This window comes from Xanthomonas sp. WHRI 6108 (assembly GCF_040202385.2).
Lineage (GTDB): Bacteria > Pseudomonadota > Gammaproteobacteria > Xanthomonadales > Xanthomonadaceae > Xanthomonas > Xanthomonas arboricola.
Genome location: NZ_CP168198.1, coordinates 3,799,651 through 3,814,594, shown reverse-complemented (window position 1 = coordinate 3,814,594; position 14,944 = coordinate 3,799,651). Strand labels below are relative to the sequence as shown.

Sequence of the window (14,944 nt, the reverse complement as noted above, 5' to 3'; positions counted from 1 at the left end):
CGATCGTGCCGCCATGAGCCAGACCGCCACCGCGCCCGCCAATGCCGAATCGCGCTACACCGTGCATCGCAGCGATCTGCCGCTGAGCTGCCCGACGCCGCAGATGGCGTTGTGGAACTCGCATCCGCGCGTATACCTGCCGATCGAAGACGAGCCCAACTGCGAAGCCAAGTGCCCGTACTGCGGCGCGCTGTTCGTGCTCGCCGACTGATCCTGGCCGGATGCACCGCCTGACCGTGGTGCAACTGCTGCCGGCGCTGCAGTCCGGCGGCGTCGAGCGCTCCACCCTGGAAATCGCCGCCGCGCTGGTGCGCGCCGGCCACCGCGCGGTGGTGGTGTCGGCCGGCGGTCGCCTGGTCCAGCCGCTGCTGGAGGCGGGCGGCGAACATCTCACCCTGGACATCGGGCGCAAGTCGCTGCTGACCTTGCGCCACGTGATCGGCCTGCGCCGGTTGTTCGCCGAACTGGGTGCCGATATCGTGCATGCGCGTTCGCGCCTGCCGGCCTGGTTGGGCTGGTACGCGTTGCGCGGCATGCCGCAGGCCACGCGGCCGCGCTTTGTCACCACCGTGCACGGGCTCAACTCGCCCAGCCGCTACAGCGCGGTGATGACCTACGGCGAGCGGGTGATCTGCGTGTCGCAGACGGTGCGCGAGTACGTCTGCACGCACTATCCGCAGACCGACAGCGCGCGCTTGCGCACGATACCGCGCGGTGTCGATATCGCGCAGTTTCCGCGTCGCCCGCATCCGGATCGCCGCGCGCGCGCCTGGGCACAGAGCATGCTGCCCGGCCTGCCGGCCGATGCGCCACTGCTGCTGCTGCCCGGGCGCGGTACCCGGCTGAAGGGGCACACCGACGGTCTGCAACTGCTCGCCGACGTGCGCGCTGCCGGCGTGGCGGCTTGGTTGTGGCTGCCGGGCGCGCGCGAGCCGGGCCGCGAAACCTATCTGCGCGAGCTGGAAGCCGAGGCCACCAGACTGGGCGTGGCCGAGGCGGTCGCCTTCACCGAACCCACCGCACGCATCGCCGAGGCCTACGCCGCCAGCGATCTGGTGCTGCAGCTGTCGCGCAAACCCGAGGCCTTCGGCCGCACCGTGGTGGAGGCCTTGTCGGTAGGCCGGCCGGTGCTGGGGTGGGCGCATGGCGGCGTCGGCGAGCTGCTGGCCGAGTTGCAACCCGGCGGCGCGGTGCCGGCCTTCGATGCCGCTGCCTTGCGCACCCAGGCGCTTCATTTGTTGCAGCAGGCGCCGACAGCGCCCGCCGTGCTTCCCTACACGTTGCAGGCCATGCAAGCGGCCACCCTGAAGGTCTATGACGAACTCCGCCGCTGAGGCCATCCCTCCCGCGTCCGTGCTGACGCCCGATGCCGGTCGCTGGGCGCCGCTGTGGGTGATCCTGTTCGTTGCCCTGTGGCCCACGCCCGGGCTGGCCGAGACGGTGTTGTCACTGGGCGCGCTGTTTGCGGCGTATCGCCTGCTGCATGCGCGCTTCCGCGGCGGCACCCGGCTGCTCAGCGGTGCGGCCTGGGCGCTGACCAGTGTGTTGTTCTTCGCGTACTGGTTGCCGCAGATGCTGTCGGCGTTCGATGCGGTGGACGTGGGCCGCGCGCTGCGCAAGTCGGCCACCGATCTGCGCTATCTGCCTTTCATGTGGTTGTGCGCGATCGCGGTGGCCAATGCGCAGCGGCGTCGGCGTACCTTCACCGGCCTGGCAGTGATCGGCGCGGTGTGGACGCTGGATGCGCTGCTGCAGGCCGCGTTCGGCAACAGCCCGTTGTTCTTCGGCCTGGATCAGATTAAGCAGCTGATCAGCGGGCATGGCCTGTGCACACCGCAGGAGCTGGCCCTGGTCGACCGCCTCAGCGGCGTGCTGGGGCCGTGCAACCTCAAGTTCGGCCAGACCCTGGCCAGCCTGTCGCCCTTCCTGTTGCTGGCGCTGGGCCGGCGCCATGCCTGGGCCTGGGCAGGCGCTGCGGCGGCGGTCGGGGTGGTGTTGGTGCTGGCCGGTTCGCGGGCGTCGTGGATCACCTATGGCGTGATCGTGCTGCTGTCCGGCTGGCAGTTGCTGGATGGCCGTCGCCTGCTGGGAGTGGCGCTGATCGGCGCGCTGCTGGCGGCCGGCGTGGTGGCGGTGGCGCCGCAGGCGCGCGAGCGCATCCAGCGCACCGCCCTGGCCTTCGGCGACGGCGAGCAGGGCGTCGACCAGGCCCTGTCCGGGCGTGCGCAGATCTGGGGCGCGGCGCTGTGCATGATCCGCGCGCATCCGCTCAATGGCGTGGGCGCACGCGGATTTCGGCAGGCGTATCCGGCCTGCAATCCGGCCCCCGCGCAGGCGCCGGCATGGGGCGACGGGCCGGCCTTCCATGCGCACCAGATCGTGCTGGAAATCCTGGCCGAAACCGGGGTGATCGGCTTGCTGCTGTGGCTGGCCGGTGCGGCCCAGGCCTGGCGCGCGTGGCGCTATTCCAGCCTGGCCGCGCGCGCGCAGGCACGCCCGGCAATGATCGCGCTGGTGGCAACCGTGTTCCCGCTCAATACGCATCTGGCGTTCTATTCCAGCTTCTGGGGCGGGCTGAGCCTGATGCTGGCCGGCCTGTATGCCGGTGCCTTGCTCAACGACGACGCAGATCAGCCGCCGCCGCGCTGACCCGCCGCACATCCGTGCGTTGCGGCTTCTGCACGCAGCGCAGGCATGAGGCCCGCCGACATCAGCGATAGAATTCGCTGCGCCCGCCCGGCTGGCGCTTGAAGCGCCGATGGATCCACAGGTACTGGTCCGGCGCCTCGCGCACCATGTCCTCGATCGCCGCATTGACCTGCGCGGTATCGGCGATCACATCGTCGGAGGGGATGTCTGCCAGCGGCGGTGCGATCTTGAGGATGTAGCGGCCACCTTCGCGCCGATGGAAGTACGGCACCACCGCGCAGCCGGTCAGCCGCGCCAACTGGTGGGTGGCGGTGATGGTGGAGGCCGGATGCCCGAAGAACGGCACGAACACGGTGTCCTTGCCGCGCATGTCCTGATCCGGCGCGTACCACAGGAAACCGCCGCGCTTGAGGTGCTTGATGGTGGCGCGCAGATCCTCGTTGGCGAACATGTGCGTGGCATAGCGCAGCCGCCCGCGCTTGACCGCCCACTCGAACACCGGGTTGCGATGCCTGCGGTACATGCCGGCCAGTGGCACGTAATCGCATAGCAGCCGCCCGCACATCTCCAGCGTCATGAAGTGGCCGGACACCAGCAACACGCCGCGCTTTTGTTCCTGCAGACGCTGCAGATGTTCCAGCCCTTCGACCTGCACACCCGGCCGGATGACATCGATGCTGCCCCACCAGGCACGTGCGAATTCGAACAGGCCCACGCCCAGCGCATCGAAACTGTCGCGCAACAGCCGCGCCCGCCAGGCATCGTCCTGTTCGGGAAAACACAGCTTGAGGTTGACCTCGGCAGCGCGCCGACGTGTGCCGGCCAGGCGCATCGCGATCCAGCCCACGCCACGGCCGAGCGCGCGCTGCAGCGTCCAGGGCAGGCGCCCGGCGATCACCATGACGGCAAGGGCCAGATACATCGGCCAGTGCCTGGGGTTGCGCAGGGAAGGGCGGACAGCGACGTTGGCGGGTTCGGACATGCGTCAATTCTAAGGGATCACGCGCGCGCGTCGGCGTGCACATGCGCACGCCGCAACGCTCCCGTATCCTGCAGCGATGCGGAAAGACCCGATCGAATGGCTGTTGCGCGGACTGTACTCGGCGCTGTTGTACCTGTTGCTGCCGGTGACGGTGTACCACCTGGTGTGGCGCGGTTTTCGCGTGCGCGAATACTTCAACCGCTGGAACGAGCGCTATGCCTCTTACACGCATGCCTGCGGTCGCCCGCGCGTATGGGTGCACGCGGTGTCGGTGGGCGAGGTCAATGCCGCCGCGCCGCTGGTCAATGCCTTGCGCGCGCAGCGTCCGGATATCCGCTGGGTCATCACCACCATCACCCCCACCGGCTCCGAGCGCGTGCGCGCGGTCTGGGGCGATGCGGTGGACCACGTGTATCTGCCCTATGACGTACCTGGCAGCGTTGGCCGGTTCCTGGAGCATTTCCGGCCGCGCCTGGCGTTGATCCTGGAAACCGAACTGTGGCCGAACATGTTGTTCGGCTGCCGCGACCGCAGGATTCCGGTGTACATCCTCAACGCGCGGTTGTCGGCGCGCTCGCTACGCGGCTATCGCCTGCTGGCGCCGTTGATCAGCCGCGCGCTGCGCAGCGTCACCTGCGTGGCGGCGCAGTCGCACGACGATGCCGAACGCTTCATCACGCTGGGTGCGCGGCCCGACCAGGTGATCGCACTGGGCAATCTCAAATTCGATATCGCCGCGCCTGCGCAGTTGCAGGCGCTGGTCGCGCAGTTCCATACGCATGTGCCGGCAACGCGGCCGGTGTGGATTGCCGCCAGCACGCACGAAGGCGAGGAAGCGGCCGTGGCCGACATCCATGCGCGCCTGCTGCTGCAGTTTCCTGACTTGTTGATGTTATGGGCGCCGCGCCACCCGGAGCGCTTTCCCAAGGTCGAGGCCGTGGCGCGCGAGCGTGGCTGGGCCGTGTCCACGCGCAAGAGCCAGCAATGGCCGCAGGCGCGCGACAAGGTGTTTGTCATCGATACCCTGGGCGAGCTGATGAGCTTCTACGCCTGCGCGCAGGTCGCCTTCGTCGGCGGCAGCCTGCAACCGATCGGCGGGCACAATCTGCTCGAACCGGCGGCGGTCGGCACGCCGGCGGTCACCGGCCCGCATCTGCACAATTTCTCGGAGATTTCGCGGCGCATGCGCGAGGCCGATGCGGTGGCCATCTGCGACGATGCCGACAGCGTCTACCACGATCTTGCGCGCCTGCTCGGCGACCCTGCCCAACGCGAGGCGATGGCCGCGGCGGGGCTGGCCTTGGTCGCCAATGGCAAGGGCGCGGTGGCGCGGACGCTGGTGCAGATCGCGCCGGACCTGCCGCCGGTGGTGAGCGAGGGCGCGGCGTCCTGAGGATGTCACTGCGCCTGCACTGCAGCATTGCAGTGATCCTGCCGCAGTCACGCTAATGCGCGTCAGCCAACGGCCTTGGAGTGCCAACAGGGCGTGGCGATCGCGCAGTCGTGTGATCAGCCGCTTTGGGCGTCATCTGGAGAGTCTCAAGCCGCATTGGTCGAGCGTGCGGTGTCCTCGCCGCTCGCGGGACACGCCGTGAATCGGTCCGTGGAGGCTCTGTGGCGGCATCCCTGCCGCCATACGGTCCCGCAACCGGCGAGGACACCGCAGCAGAGAGTTCGCCGGTTGCTTTGTCGAAATTGCTTGCAAACCTGCACGCCGACCATCTCGACTGGTCCTTGCCCGTTCACCGTCGCGGGACCTGACGCGGCATGGAGGCCGCGTAAGAGCTTACTGGGACCTACTTGCGGCGTGTCCCGCGATGGTGGGCGGGCAAGGGCCCTGCAGCCAAGTCGCAGATCAGCGGCTAATGCCGCAGTCATCGCAGGGATCGCACGCAGCCAGGTACGCGTGTGCATCGGACATAAAAAAGGCGGGCCTGCGCCCGCCTTTTTAGTTACCTATCCGCCCGCATTACTGCAGCGAGCCACTGCCCTGCAGCTTGGACTCGGCATCCTGCGACAGCAGGCGGTTCACGTCCTGCAGGTCGGTGATGTCGAGCTTGCCGATCGCCTGGCCCAGCAGCAGACGGTTCTGCAGGAAGTTGTAGCGCGACTGCGCATAGTTCAACTGCGCCTGGAACAAGGTGCGCTGGTTCTGCACCACGTCCAGCACGGTGCGCGTGCCGACTTCCAGGCCCACCTGCGAAGCGTCGTATGCGGCCTGTGCGGAGACCACGGCCAGGCGGCGTGCTTCCACTTCGCTGATGCCGGCGACCACGGTCTGGTAGGCATTGCGCGTGTTGCGATCCAGCGCGCGCTTCTGCTGCTCGTAGGTGTCCTGCTGGATATCGCGACGCGACAGCGCCTGACGCACGGCCGACTGGGTGGCGCCGCCGGCGAAGATCGGAATCGACAGCGTGATGCCGATCGAATCGGTATCGATGTCGCGGCCGCTGGTGGTGAAGTTGCCGGCCGCCTGGTCGACGGTGCCTGCGCCTCCCCAGCTGTTGGTGCGGCCGATATTGGCGCCAAGGTTCAAGGTGGGGTAGTGGCCCGCACGCGCGGCATTGACCTGCGCCTCGGCGGCGCTGACCTGCAACTGCTGCGCCTTCAACGCCGGATTGTCGGCGATGGCGGTGGCCACCAGTTGATCGACGTTGGCATAGGCGGCCGGTACTTCCGGACGGAACTCTTCCGGCAGTGCACGCAGGCTGACCACCGGCTGGCCGGTGAGCTCGGTCAACGCCTGGTAGTAATCCTTCAGCGTGTTGCGCGCATTGATCGTATCGGCACGCGCCTGGTCGTACTGGGCACGCGCTTCGTGCACGTCGGTGATCGGGGCCAGGCCCACTTCCAGGCGCTTGTCGGCGTAGTCGAACTGTTTCTTGGCGGCCGCTTCGTTGGTCTCTGCCGCCGCCAGCGATTCGATGCCGACCAGTACCTGGAAATACGCCGCCGAGGTGCGGGTGATCAGGTCGTTGTTGGCCGATTCCAGCGTGAAGTCCGCCGCCTTGGCCACTTCGCGCTGTGCACGCAGATTGGCGAACTGCGCCCAGTTGAAGATGGTCTGGTTGCCCTGGATCGCGTACTGACGCTGCTTGGTGGTCGAGCGGCCATCCACGCCTTCCAGCTCGCGGTGCGACTGGGTGTACCCGGCGGTGCCGTCCAACTGCGGCAACAACGCCGCACGCGCCTGCACCTGACCTTCCCGATTGACCAAGCGAGTGGATTCGGCCACTGCCAGCTGCGGATCGCCGTTGCGGGCCATTTCGTAGACCTGCAGCAGATCGGTGGCGTTCGCAGCCATCGGAGACAGGGCGGCGGCCAGCGCCAGGACGAGGGATCGGCGGATCATCGGGGAAGCTTCCTTGGGAATCAGAATTGGAATCGGGGCGTCGGTGCGGCGCCCTGGAGATAGGCGAGGTCGGTTTCGAACAACGATTCGATGCGCGGCGCGTTGACGTCGCCACGGACCAGGACCGCTTCCATCACTGGATCGTGACCGCGCACCACGAACAGCCGGCCGTTCGGGCGCAGCCACTGCAGCCACTGCGTCGGCAGCGACTCGACCGCGCCGGTCACGCAGATGGCATCGAAGCGACGCTCGCTCTGCCAGCCGAACACGTCGGCGGTCTCGATCCGCACATTGCTGCCCAGGCCGCTGCTATCCAGATTGGCGCGTGCAGCGGCGGCCAGTGCCGGGTCGATCTCCAGGCTCAGCACTTCGCGGGCCAGCGCGGCCAGGCAGGCAGTGGAAAACCCGCTGCCGGTGCCGATTTCCAGCACGTCTTCGCCCGGCTGCAGATCCAGCGCCTGCAACATGCGGCCTTCCACTACCGGCTTCATCATCTTGTGGCCGGCCGACAGCGGGATTTCCACATCGACATAGGCCAGGGTCTTGTAGGCCTCGGGCACGAAGGCTTCGCGCGGCAGGCGCGCCAGCACCTCGAGCACGCGCAGGTCCAGCACGTCCCATGGCCGGATCTGCTGTTCGACCATCTTTTCGCGGGCCTGGGAGAAATCGATCGTCATGGTGCGGTTATCCAACGCGGTGGGGCAGGCATTTTACCGGTGCACGGGGCAACTGGCGCATCTAGCATCGCTGCGCGCCGCCAAACGGCGCAGTGCCGGAAGTCATCGCCACCAAAGGCCGGGGGCGGTCAGCGCGGCGCATACGCCCTCAAAAAGAAATCCACGCTGGCCTGTAGGTGCTCGTCCACCTGCGCGCGGGTGGGCTGGCCATGCAGGCCGCACATCATCAGCGCATACAGCTCGCCCTTGAGCAGGCAGAAGAACTGCGAGGCTGCACGCGCCACGTCGTCGATCTTCAGCTGGCCATCGGCCACGCGCGCGGACAGGAAGTCGGCCAGCGCCTGCTGGGTTCGCTTGGGGCCGGCGTCCCAGAACATCTCGCGCACATGCACATCGCCGGTACCCGGCGCCATCATCATGCGGTGGGTGGCGATGGCCGAGTCGGTGCTGACCATGGCGAAGAAGGCGTCAGCGATTTCGATCAGCTGATCGCGCAGCGCGCCCTCGGGGGCGTGGTCGAACAGGTCGTCCGGCATCATGTGCTGGCATTGCGCACGGATCGCCTCGGAAAACAGGCTCTCCTTGTCGCCAAAATGACTGTAGACGGTGAGCTTGGACACGCCCGCCTGCGCGGCGATGCCATCCATGCTGACACCGGCATACCCCTGCTCCATGAACATGGTGCGGGCAGCGCCCAGGATGGCGGCGCGTTTCCCAAGATCCTTGGGCCGTCCAGGGCCGTTGCTCTTGGCCTTGGACTTGAGGGGGGGCGAGCTGGACATGCCGCCAATACTAGACCATCGGGTTCTATATTTATACTCGCCGCCCGCGCTGCGCCTTGAAGCACTCAGGAAAGATCGCGCCACCGCGTTAGCTGCGCCCCCGCTTGGTGATGGCCAATAATTGTTTCAACTGAATGCCTCCCGGTGTCATGGTGCGTCCCATCCTTGTGGGGAATCCACCTAGGGCGCCGAAAAACCCCCGGTGATAGATTGACTAACGGTCTGTCGGCGCATGTCGGCAGCCTCTTTTGCCGGCACGACGAGGGGATGGGAGAGCGTGGACAGGGTCGGGGCGCATGCGCATACAGGCTGCGTCCGCAGCACATGCGTGCGGCGGACCGGGCTGCTGTGGCGATGGGCGTTGCTGGCCTGCATCCTGCTCGGCGTGTGGCCGGCCGGCGCCCAGCCGCCGACCCATACCGCGTATCACACCGTCACGCGCTGGAGCATGGACGACGGCCTGCCGCACAACCTGGTGCATGCGGTCGCGCAGGGCGCCGACGGACTGATCTGGCTGGGCACCTGGGAAGGCGTGGCGCGCTTCAACGGCCGCGACTTCACCGTGTATGACCGCCAGAACACACCGGGCGTCGAGCTGGGAGGCGTGTTCGTGGTGATACGCGACAGCACCGGCGGGATGTTGTTCGGCACCGCATTCGACGGGGTCTACCACTACCAGGACGGCCACTGGCAGCAACTGGGCGACGCTTCGGCGCGGCACCTGGCGGTCAGTGCGCTGCTGCGACGCGCCGACGGCGCGCTGTGGGTCGGCACGCCGCAGACGCTGTACCGCATCGAGCCGGATGGGCGGGTGGTGGACGTCGGTCGCCAGGCCGGCCTGCCGCGCGCGCGCATCACCGCGCTGGCGGCCGAGGGCAGTGGCGATTTATGGGTGGGTACCGAAGTCGGGCTCTATCGTCTGCCCCGCGACGGCAGCGCAGCCGAGGCCTGGGGCAAGGCACATGGGATGCGCGCCGCACCGGTGCGGCGGCTGGCCGGCGATCGTCAGGGCGGCCTGCTCGTTGCAGGCGACGACGGCGTGTGGTGGTGGAGCCGCGGCGGCGGCCTGCAGCGGTTCCGCCAGGGCCAGCGCGTGGATGCATTGCTGCTGGACCGGCGCGGACATCTGTGGATGAGCCTGCCCTCGGGCACGCTGGTGGTCCACAGCGGTGCGAATGCGCCCGACGAACAGATCGCCATTTCAGGAGTGGCCAGCCCGGCGCTGCTGGAAGACGCCGAGGGCCTGATCTGGGTCGGCAGCACGCACGGCCTGTTCCGCATTGCCGAGGGCGCCGCGCACGGCATCACCCACGAGGACGGGCTGGCCTCGGACTATGTGCGCACGGTGTTGCAGACCGGCGACGGCACCGTGTGGGTGGGCAGCGCGGTGGGCCTGGACCGCTGGCGCGATCGTCAGATCAGTCGCGTGTCGGTGGTGCCGAACCAGGGCGGACGCGTGCTGGAGCAGTCGGTGCTGGCCCTGGCCGACGCCGGCGATGGCGGCGTCTGGGCCGGCACCTACAGCCAGGGTGTGGTGCGGCTGGATGCGCAAGGTCGCGTGCTGGCGCGCATCGGTGCGGCCGACGGCCTGCCGTCGCTGTCGGTGCGCGCGGTGTTGCCGGATGGCCAGACGCTATGGATCGGCACCACGGCCGGGCTGGTGCGCTGGCGCGATGGCAAGGCACGCCGCTACACCGCCGCCGACGGCGTACCCGATGGCTCGGTGCAGGTGCTGTATCGCGACACGCTGGGCACCGTGTGGATCGGCACCGATCGCGGCATGACGGCGCTGTCGGCAAACGGCAGCACGCGCGCATGGCTGGGCGAGCAGGATTTTCCCGGGCAGAACGCCTTCGACTTTCTGCGCGATGCCAAGGGCGACCTGTGGATCGCCAGCGATCGTGGCCTGCTGCGGCTGAGTGGTGAGACCTTTCGCGTCTACGACCACCGGGTCGGGCTACCGCGCGACAAGGTGTTCCGGGTGATCGACGACGGCCGCGGTTATTTCTGGTTGTCGAGCAACCATGGCGTGTTCCGCATCGCGCGCAGCGACTTCGACCAGCTCGATGCCGGGACGCGCGAGCAGTTGAGCGTGGAGGTGGTGGATCGCAGCGACGGCATGCCCGGCAATCAGGGCAACGGCAGCAGCGCGCCGGCCGGCTGGATGACGCAGTCCGGGCAGCTGCTGTTCCCCACCGCTGCGGGCCTGGGCGTGATCGATCCGGCGCGCGTGGGCACCTTGCAAGGCCATCGCGTGCCGATCGTGTTCGAGCGCCTGCTGGTCGACGGCATGGTGCAGCCGCTCACTGGCCTGCATCGCTTCGGTGCGGAGACCAGGCGCATCGCCATCGGCTATGCCGGGTTGAATTTCCGTGGCCCGGACAAGGTGCGCTACCGCTACCGGCTGGAGGGCTTCGACCCGGACTGGGTGGACGCCGACAGCGCCAGCGAGGCGGTCTACACCAATCTGCCGCCGGGCCGTTTCCGCTTCCGTGTCCAGGCGATGTCGCTGCCGGTGGACTGGCGGCAGACCGCGCTGTTGGGCGAATCCAGCCTGGTGATCGCGCTGGCGCCGCCGTGGTGGCGGCGTGGCGAAGTGATCGCCCTGGGCATCCTCGGGCTGGGCAGCCTGATCTACGGGTTTTATCTGTGGCGTACCGCCAACTACCGCCGCCGTCAGCGCCAGCTCAATACGGTGATCGACGCACGCACACGCGAGCTGAGCGACAAGAACCTCGCGCTGCAGCAGGCCAGCCAGGAGCGCGAAGCGCTGATGCGCCAGCTCGAATACCGCGCCAGCCATGACGTGCTGACCGACCTGCCGAATCGCCGCGAGGCCGAGCGGGTCCTGCAGCAATGGTTCGACGATGCGCACGCCGGTGGCGCCCCGTTGGCGTTGGTGCTGATGGATATCGACCATTTCAAGCACATCAACGACGAATACGGCCACGAGGTCGGTGACGCGGTGCTGTCCGCGATCGGCGAAGCACTCAGCGAACAGGATCGGGCGCAGTGCTTTGCCGCGCGCCACGGTGGCGAAGAGTTTCTGCTCGCGGCAGTGGGTGTGGACGCGGCACAGGCGCGCGCCTTGTTCGAGCGCATGCGCCAGCGGCTCGCCGCGATCGCTGTCCAGACGCAGGGCACGACGGTGCGCTGCACCGCCAGCATGGGCATGGCGATGAGCGATGAGGCACCGAGCCGGCGCGAATTGCTGGCGCTGGCAGACCGCCGTCTGTACCACGCCAAGCGGCTGGGGCGCGATCGGTTGGTGGATCAATAAGGCTGCTGCGTTGCCGGCTGCGTGGAGTTGCCGCGCTCACGTCTGCAACTGGTCCGCCTGCGCATGCAGCAACGCGACAAATGCCTGCGCGGCGCGCGACAGGGTGCGCCCGCCATGGGTCACGCAGCCCAGCTCGCGCGACAGCGCCACGTCGGGCAGCGGCAGCGCCACGATCTGATGATCGATCATGCGCTCCGGCAACACGCTCCACGCAAGGCCCACCGACACCAGCATCTTGATCGTCTCCAGATAGTTGGTGGTCATGCGCAGGCTCGGCACCAGGGCGCGCTCGGCGAACAGGCCGGCGACGATGCGATGGGTGAACGTGCCCGGGTCCGGCAGCACCGCCGGATGCGCCACCACATCTTCCAGCGACACCGCGCGCAACGCGGCCAGCGGGTGATCCGGCGCCACCACGAACTGCAGGCGGTCATGCCAGATCGGTTGCGCGCGCAGCGGCGCACGCGTATCCGGTGCCAGCGTGGTGACCGCCAGCTCCACCTCGCCGCGCAGCACCGCGGCGTAGGCCAGCTCCGAATCCAGAAACTGGATGTCCAGCGCTGCCTGCGGGTGTTGCGCAGCGAAGCCGCGCAGCAGGGCGGGCAGGCGATGCAGGCCGACATGATGGCTGGTGGCCAGGCTCAGGCGCCCGCCGACCGCCGCGCCAAGATGCTCCAGCACGCGGCGGGTGTCCTGCAGCTCGGCCAGGATGCGTTGCGCACGCGGCAGCAAGGCCTGGCCGGCCTCGGTCAGCACCACCTGGCGACCAAGGCGGTCGAACAGTCGCGCCGATAGTTGCGCTTCCAGCAAGGCGATCCGCTTGCTCACCGCCGGCTGGGTGAGGTGCAAGGCCTCGCCGGCTGCCGAAAAGCTGCCGCTCTCGGCGATCGCCACGAAGGCGCTGAGGCTTGCCAGATCCATTGCCATTCCCAAATTTCATTTGTTGAATAAACAATATGAATTTGCGTTATCCAAGGCAAGCTCCTAGCATCGAACGCAGCCAGGTGGGTGCTCCCACCATCCGCCAACCGGATCGCCGCAATGACTGCCAAGACGCTGTACGACAAGCTGTGGGACCTACACGAGGTCACGCGCCGCGACGATGGTTCGTCGCTGATCTACATCGACCGCCACATCCTGCATGAAGTGACCTCGCCGCAGGCGTTCGAAGGCCTGCGCCTGGCCGGGCGCAAGCCCTGGCGCATCGACGCCAACATCGCCACGCCCGACCACAACGTGCCGACCACGCGTGCCGAGCGCCAGGGCGGGCTGGAGTCGATCTCCGACGAAGTCTCGCGGCTGCAGGTGCAGACGCTGGACGAGAACTGCGACGACTTCGGCATCCTCGAGTTCAAGATGAACGATGCGCGCCAGGGCATCGTGCATGTGGTCGGCCCCGAGCAGGGCGCCACCCTGCCGGGCATGACCGTGGTCTGCGGCGATTCGCACACCTCCACGCATGGCGCGTTCGGCGCGCTGGCGCACGGCATCGGCACCTCCGAGGTCGAGCATGTGCTGGCCACGCAATGCCTGATCGCCAAGAAGATGAAGAACATGCAGGTGCGCGTGGAAGGCACGCTGCCGTTCGGCGTGACCGCCAAGGACATCGTACTGGCGGTGATCGGCAGGATCGGCACTGCCGGCGGCAACGGCCATGCACTGGAATTTGCCGGCAGCGCGATCCGCGCGCTGTCGATGGAAGGCCGCATGACCATCTGCAACATGTCCATCGAAGCCGGTGCGCGCGTTGGTATGGTGGCGGTGGACGAAAAGACCATTGCCTACGTGCAAGGTCGCCCGTTTGCGCCCAAGGGCGCCGACTGGGAGGCGGCGGTCGCGCTGTGGCGCACGCTGGTCTCCGATGCCGACGCGCACTTCGACACGGTGGTGGAGCTGCGCGCCGAAGACATCAAGCCGCAGGTCAGCTGGGGCACCTCGCCGGAAATGGTGCTGGCGGTGGATCAGCTGGTGCCCGACCCGGCAACCGAACAGGATCCGACCCGGCGCGATTCGATCGAGCGCGCGCTGAAGTACATGGGCTTGCGCGCAAACCAGCCGATCACCGAGATCCGCCTGGACCGGGTGTTCATCGGCTCGTGCACCAACTCGCGCATCGAAGACCTGCGTGCGGCCGCTGCGGTTGCGAAGGGCCGCAAGGTCGCCTCCACGATCAAGCAGGCGTTGGTGGTCCCCGGCTCGGGCCTGGTCAAGGCGCAGGCCGAGGCCGAAGGCCTGGACAAGGTATTTCTGGACGCCGGTTTCGAATGGCGCGAGCCGGGTTGCTCGATGTGTCTGGCGATGAACCCGGACAAGCTGGGCAGCGGCGAACACTGCGCCTCCACCTCCAACCGCAATTTCGAAGGCCGCCAGGGCGCCGGCGGCCGCACCCATCTGGTCAGCCCGGCGATGGCCGCAGCGGCGGCGGTCAGCGGGCATTTTGTTGATGTGCGTGACCTTGGAGATTCGGGAATAGGGATTCGGGATTCGTAAAAAGCGCTCCGCCATCCCCAGCCTTTTCGAATCCCCAATCCCCAATCCTCAATCCCGGCCTCTCTCAATGACCCCTTTCACCCAACACACCGGACTGGTGGCGCCGCTGGATCGCGCCAATGTCGATACCGACCAGATCATTCCCAAGCAATTCCTCAAGTCGATCAAGCGCACCGGCTTCGGGCCGAACCTGTTCGACGAATGGCGGTATCTGGACATCGGCGAGCCCGGCCGTGACAACAGCCAGCGCCCGCTCAATCCGGAGTTCGTGCTCAATTTCCCGCGCTATCAGGGCGCCAGCGTGCTGCTGGCACGCGAGAACTTCGGCTGCGGTTCCTCGCGCGAGCACGCGCCTTGGGCGCTGGACGAATACGGCTTCCGCACCGTGATCGCGCCCAGCTTTGCCGACATCTTCTTCAACAACAGCTTCAAGAACGGCCTGCTGCCGATCGTGCTGGCCGAAGCGGAAGTGGACGCCCTGTTCGAGCAATGCCTGGCCACCGAGGGCTATCAACTCACTGTGGATCTGGCCGCACAGCGCGTGCGCCGCCCCGATGGCGTGGAATACGGCTTCGACATCGATGCATTCCGCAAGCACTGCCTGCTCAACGGCCTGGACGACATCGGCCTGACCCTGCAGGACGCCGATGCGATCGGTCGCTTCGAGCAAGGCCATCGCGCGCGTCAACCGTGGCTGTTCGGCGCGCTGCAGTAAGGTCGCCGGCGGTCACC

At 67.6% G+C, this 14,944-nt stretch carries 12 protein-coding genes; 7 read left to right on the top strand and 5 right to left on the bottom strand.

The window, feature by feature from the left end:
- Positions 1-13 precede the first annotated feature (13 nt).
- From ABQ039_RS16000 to ABQ039_RS15990, 3 genes are read left to right on the top strand one after another with little or no spacing between them, the layout of a single operon-like run.
- On the top strand, positions 14-211 hold the full coding sequence (locus ABQ039_RS16000) for a zinc-finger domain-containing protein (RefSeq protein WP_016902555.1): 198 nt from the start codon (positions 14-16) through the stop codon (positions 209-211).
- Between the two features lie 10 nt (positions 212-221).
- The gene (locus ABQ039_RS15995) at positions 222-1,334 is read left to right on the top strand and encodes a glycosyltransferase (protein ID WP_184611305.1); all 1,113 of its coding nucleotides are present in this window, start codon (positions 222-224) and stop codon (positions 1,332-1,334) included.
- A complete protein-coding gene (locus ABQ039_RS15990) occupies positions 1,315-2,649 on the top strand; it encodes an O-antigen ligase (protein WP_184611303.1) in 1,335 nt (444 codons plus the stop codon). The genes ABQ039_RS15995 and ABQ039_RS15990 overlap by 20 nt, the downstream gene beginning before the upstream one ends.
- Positions 2,650-2,710: 61 nt before the next feature.
- On the opposite strand, the gene ABQ039_RS15985 is transcribed toward ABQ039_RS15990, so the two are convergent.
- On the bottom strand, positions 2,711-3,631 hold the full coding sequence (locus tag ABQ039_RS15985; protein WP_104571392.1) for an LpxL/LpxP family Kdo(2)-lipid IV(A) lauroyl/palmitoleoyl acyltransferase: 921 nt from the start codon (positions 3,629-3,631) through the stop codon (positions 2,711-2,713).
- Between the two features lie 76 nt (positions 3,632-3,707).
- On the opposite strand from ABQ039_RS15985, the gene waaA reads away from it, so the two are divergent.
- Positions 3,708-5,024: a lipid IV(A) 3-deoxy-D-manno-octulosonic acid transferase gene (gene waaA / locus ABQ039_RS15980; protein ID WP_039514563.1), complete on the top strand. Its 1,317-nt coding sequence runs from the start codon at positions 3,708-3,710 to the stop codon at positions 5,022-5,024.
- A 576-nt stretch (positions 5,025-5,600) separates the two neighbouring features.
- Here the strand turns inward: waaA and ABQ039_RS15975 are convergent.
- From ABQ039_RS15975 to ABQ039_RS15965, 3 genes are all read right to left on the bottom strand, one after another.
- A complete protein-coding gene (locus ABQ039_RS15975) occupies positions 5,601-6,983 on the bottom strand; it encodes a TolC family outer membrane protein (protein ID WP_102580728.1) in 1,383 nt (460 codons plus the stop codon).
- A 20-nt stretch (positions 6,984-7,003) separates the two neighbouring features.
- Positions 7,004-7,660 (bottom strand): protein-L-isoaspartate O-methyltransferase, encoded by a 657-nt coding sequence (locus ABQ039_RS15970; RefSeq protein WP_024938983.1) that lies wholly within the window; start codon positions 7,658-7,660, stop codon positions 7,004-7,006.
- Between the two features lie 128 nt (positions 7,661-7,788).
- Complete coding sequence (locus tag ABQ039_RS15965; RefSeq protein WP_065032828.1) at positions 7,789-8,442, bottom strand: TetR/AcrR family transcriptional regulator; 654 nt, start codon at positions 8,440-8,442, stop codon at positions 7,789-7,791.
- Between the two features lie 232 nt (positions 8,443-8,674).
- Here ABQ039_RS15965 and ABQ039_RS15960 point away from each other — a divergent pair, with 232 nt between their 5' ends.
- Positions 8,675-11,722: a diguanylate cyclase gene (locus ABQ039_RS15960; protein ID WP_374057811.1), complete on the top strand. Its 3,048-nt coding sequence runs from the start codon at positions 8,675-8,677 to the stop codon at positions 11,720-11,722.
- A gap of 36 nt (positions 11,723-11,758) precedes the next feature.
- Here the strand turns inward: ABQ039_RS15960 and ABQ039_RS15955 are convergent, their stop codons facing one another.
- Positions 11,759-12,643 carry a LysR family transcriptional regulator gene (locus ABQ039_RS15955; RefSeq protein WP_039525576.1) on the bottom strand — a complete coding sequence of 295 codons (885 nt, stop codon included), beginning with the start codon at positions 12,641-12,643 and terminating at the stop codon, positions 11,759-11,761.
- A gap of 120 nt (positions 12,644-12,763) precedes the next feature.
- Between ABQ039_RS15955 and leuC the strand changes: the two genes are divergently transcribed.
- Both leuC and leuD read left to right on the top strand, forming a co-directional pair.
- Positions 12,764-14,212 carry a 3-isopropylmalate dehydratase large subunit gene (leuC, locus tag ABQ039_RS15950; RefSeq protein WP_349778669.1) on the top strand — a complete coding sequence of 483 codons (1,449 nt, stop codon included), beginning with the start codon at positions 12,764-12,766 and terminating at the stop codon, positions 14,210-14,212.
- 67 nt (positions 14,213-14,279) lie between these two features.
- The gene (gene leuD, locus ABQ039_RS15945; protein ID WP_046344204.1) at positions 14,280-14,927 is read left to right on the top strand and encodes a 3-isopropylmalate dehydratase small subunit; all 648 of its coding nucleotides are present in this window, start codon (positions 14,280-14,282) and stop codon (positions 14,925-14,927) included.
- Positions 14,928-14,944 lie beyond the last annotated feature (17 nt).

Excerpts from the sequence above, each read along its gene's own strand:
- ABQ039_RS16000 (WP_016902555.1), top strand. The coding sequence starts at position 14 with ATGAGCCAGACCGCCACCGCGCCCGCCAATGCCGAATCGCGCTACACC.
- ABQ039_RS15995 (WP_184611305.1), top strand. The coding sequence starts at position 222 with ATGCACCGCCTGACCGTGGTGCAACTGCTGCCGGCGCTGCAGTCCGGC.
- ABQ039_RS15990 (WP_184611303.1), top strand. The coding sequence starts at position 1,315 with ATGACGAACTCCGCCGCTGAGGCCATCCCTCCCGCGTCCGTGCTGACG.
- ABQ039_RS15985 (WP_104571392.1), bottom strand. The coding sequence starts at position 3,631 with ATGTCCGAACCCGCCAACGTCGCTGTCCGCCCTTCCCTGCGCAACCCC.
- waaA (WP_039514563.1), top strand. The coding sequence starts at position 3,708 with ATGCGGAAAGACCCGATCGAATGGCTGTTGCGCGGACTGTACTCGGCG.
- ABQ039_RS15975 (WP_102580728.1), bottom strand. The coding sequence starts at position 6,983 with ATGATCCGCCGATCCCTCGTCCTGGCGCTGGCCGCCGCCCTGTCTCCG.
- ABQ039_RS15970 (WP_024938983.1), bottom strand. The coding sequence starts at position 7,660 with ATGACGATCGATTTCTCCCAGGCCCGCGAAAAGATGGTCGAACAGCAG.
- ABQ039_RS15965 (WP_065032828.1), bottom strand. The coding sequence starts at position 8,442 with ATGTCCAGCTCGCCCCCCCTCAAGTCCAAGGCCAAGAGCAACGGCCCT.
- ABQ039_RS15960 (WP_374057811.1), top strand. The coding sequence starts at position 8,675 with ATGTCGGCAGCCTCTTTTGCCGGCACGACGAGGGGATGGGAGAGCGTG.
- ABQ039_RS15955 (WP_039525576.1), bottom strand. The coding sequence starts at position 12,643 with ATGGATCTGGCAAGCCTCAGCGCCTTCGTGGCGATCGCCGAGAGCGGC.
- leuC (WP_349778669.1), top strand. The coding sequence starts at position 12,764 with ATGACTGCCAAGACGCTGTACGACAAGCTGTGGGACCTACACGAGGTC.
- leuD (WP_046344204.1), top strand. The coding sequence starts at position 14,280 with ATGACCCCTTTCACCCAACACACCGGACTGGTGGCGCCGCTGGATCGC.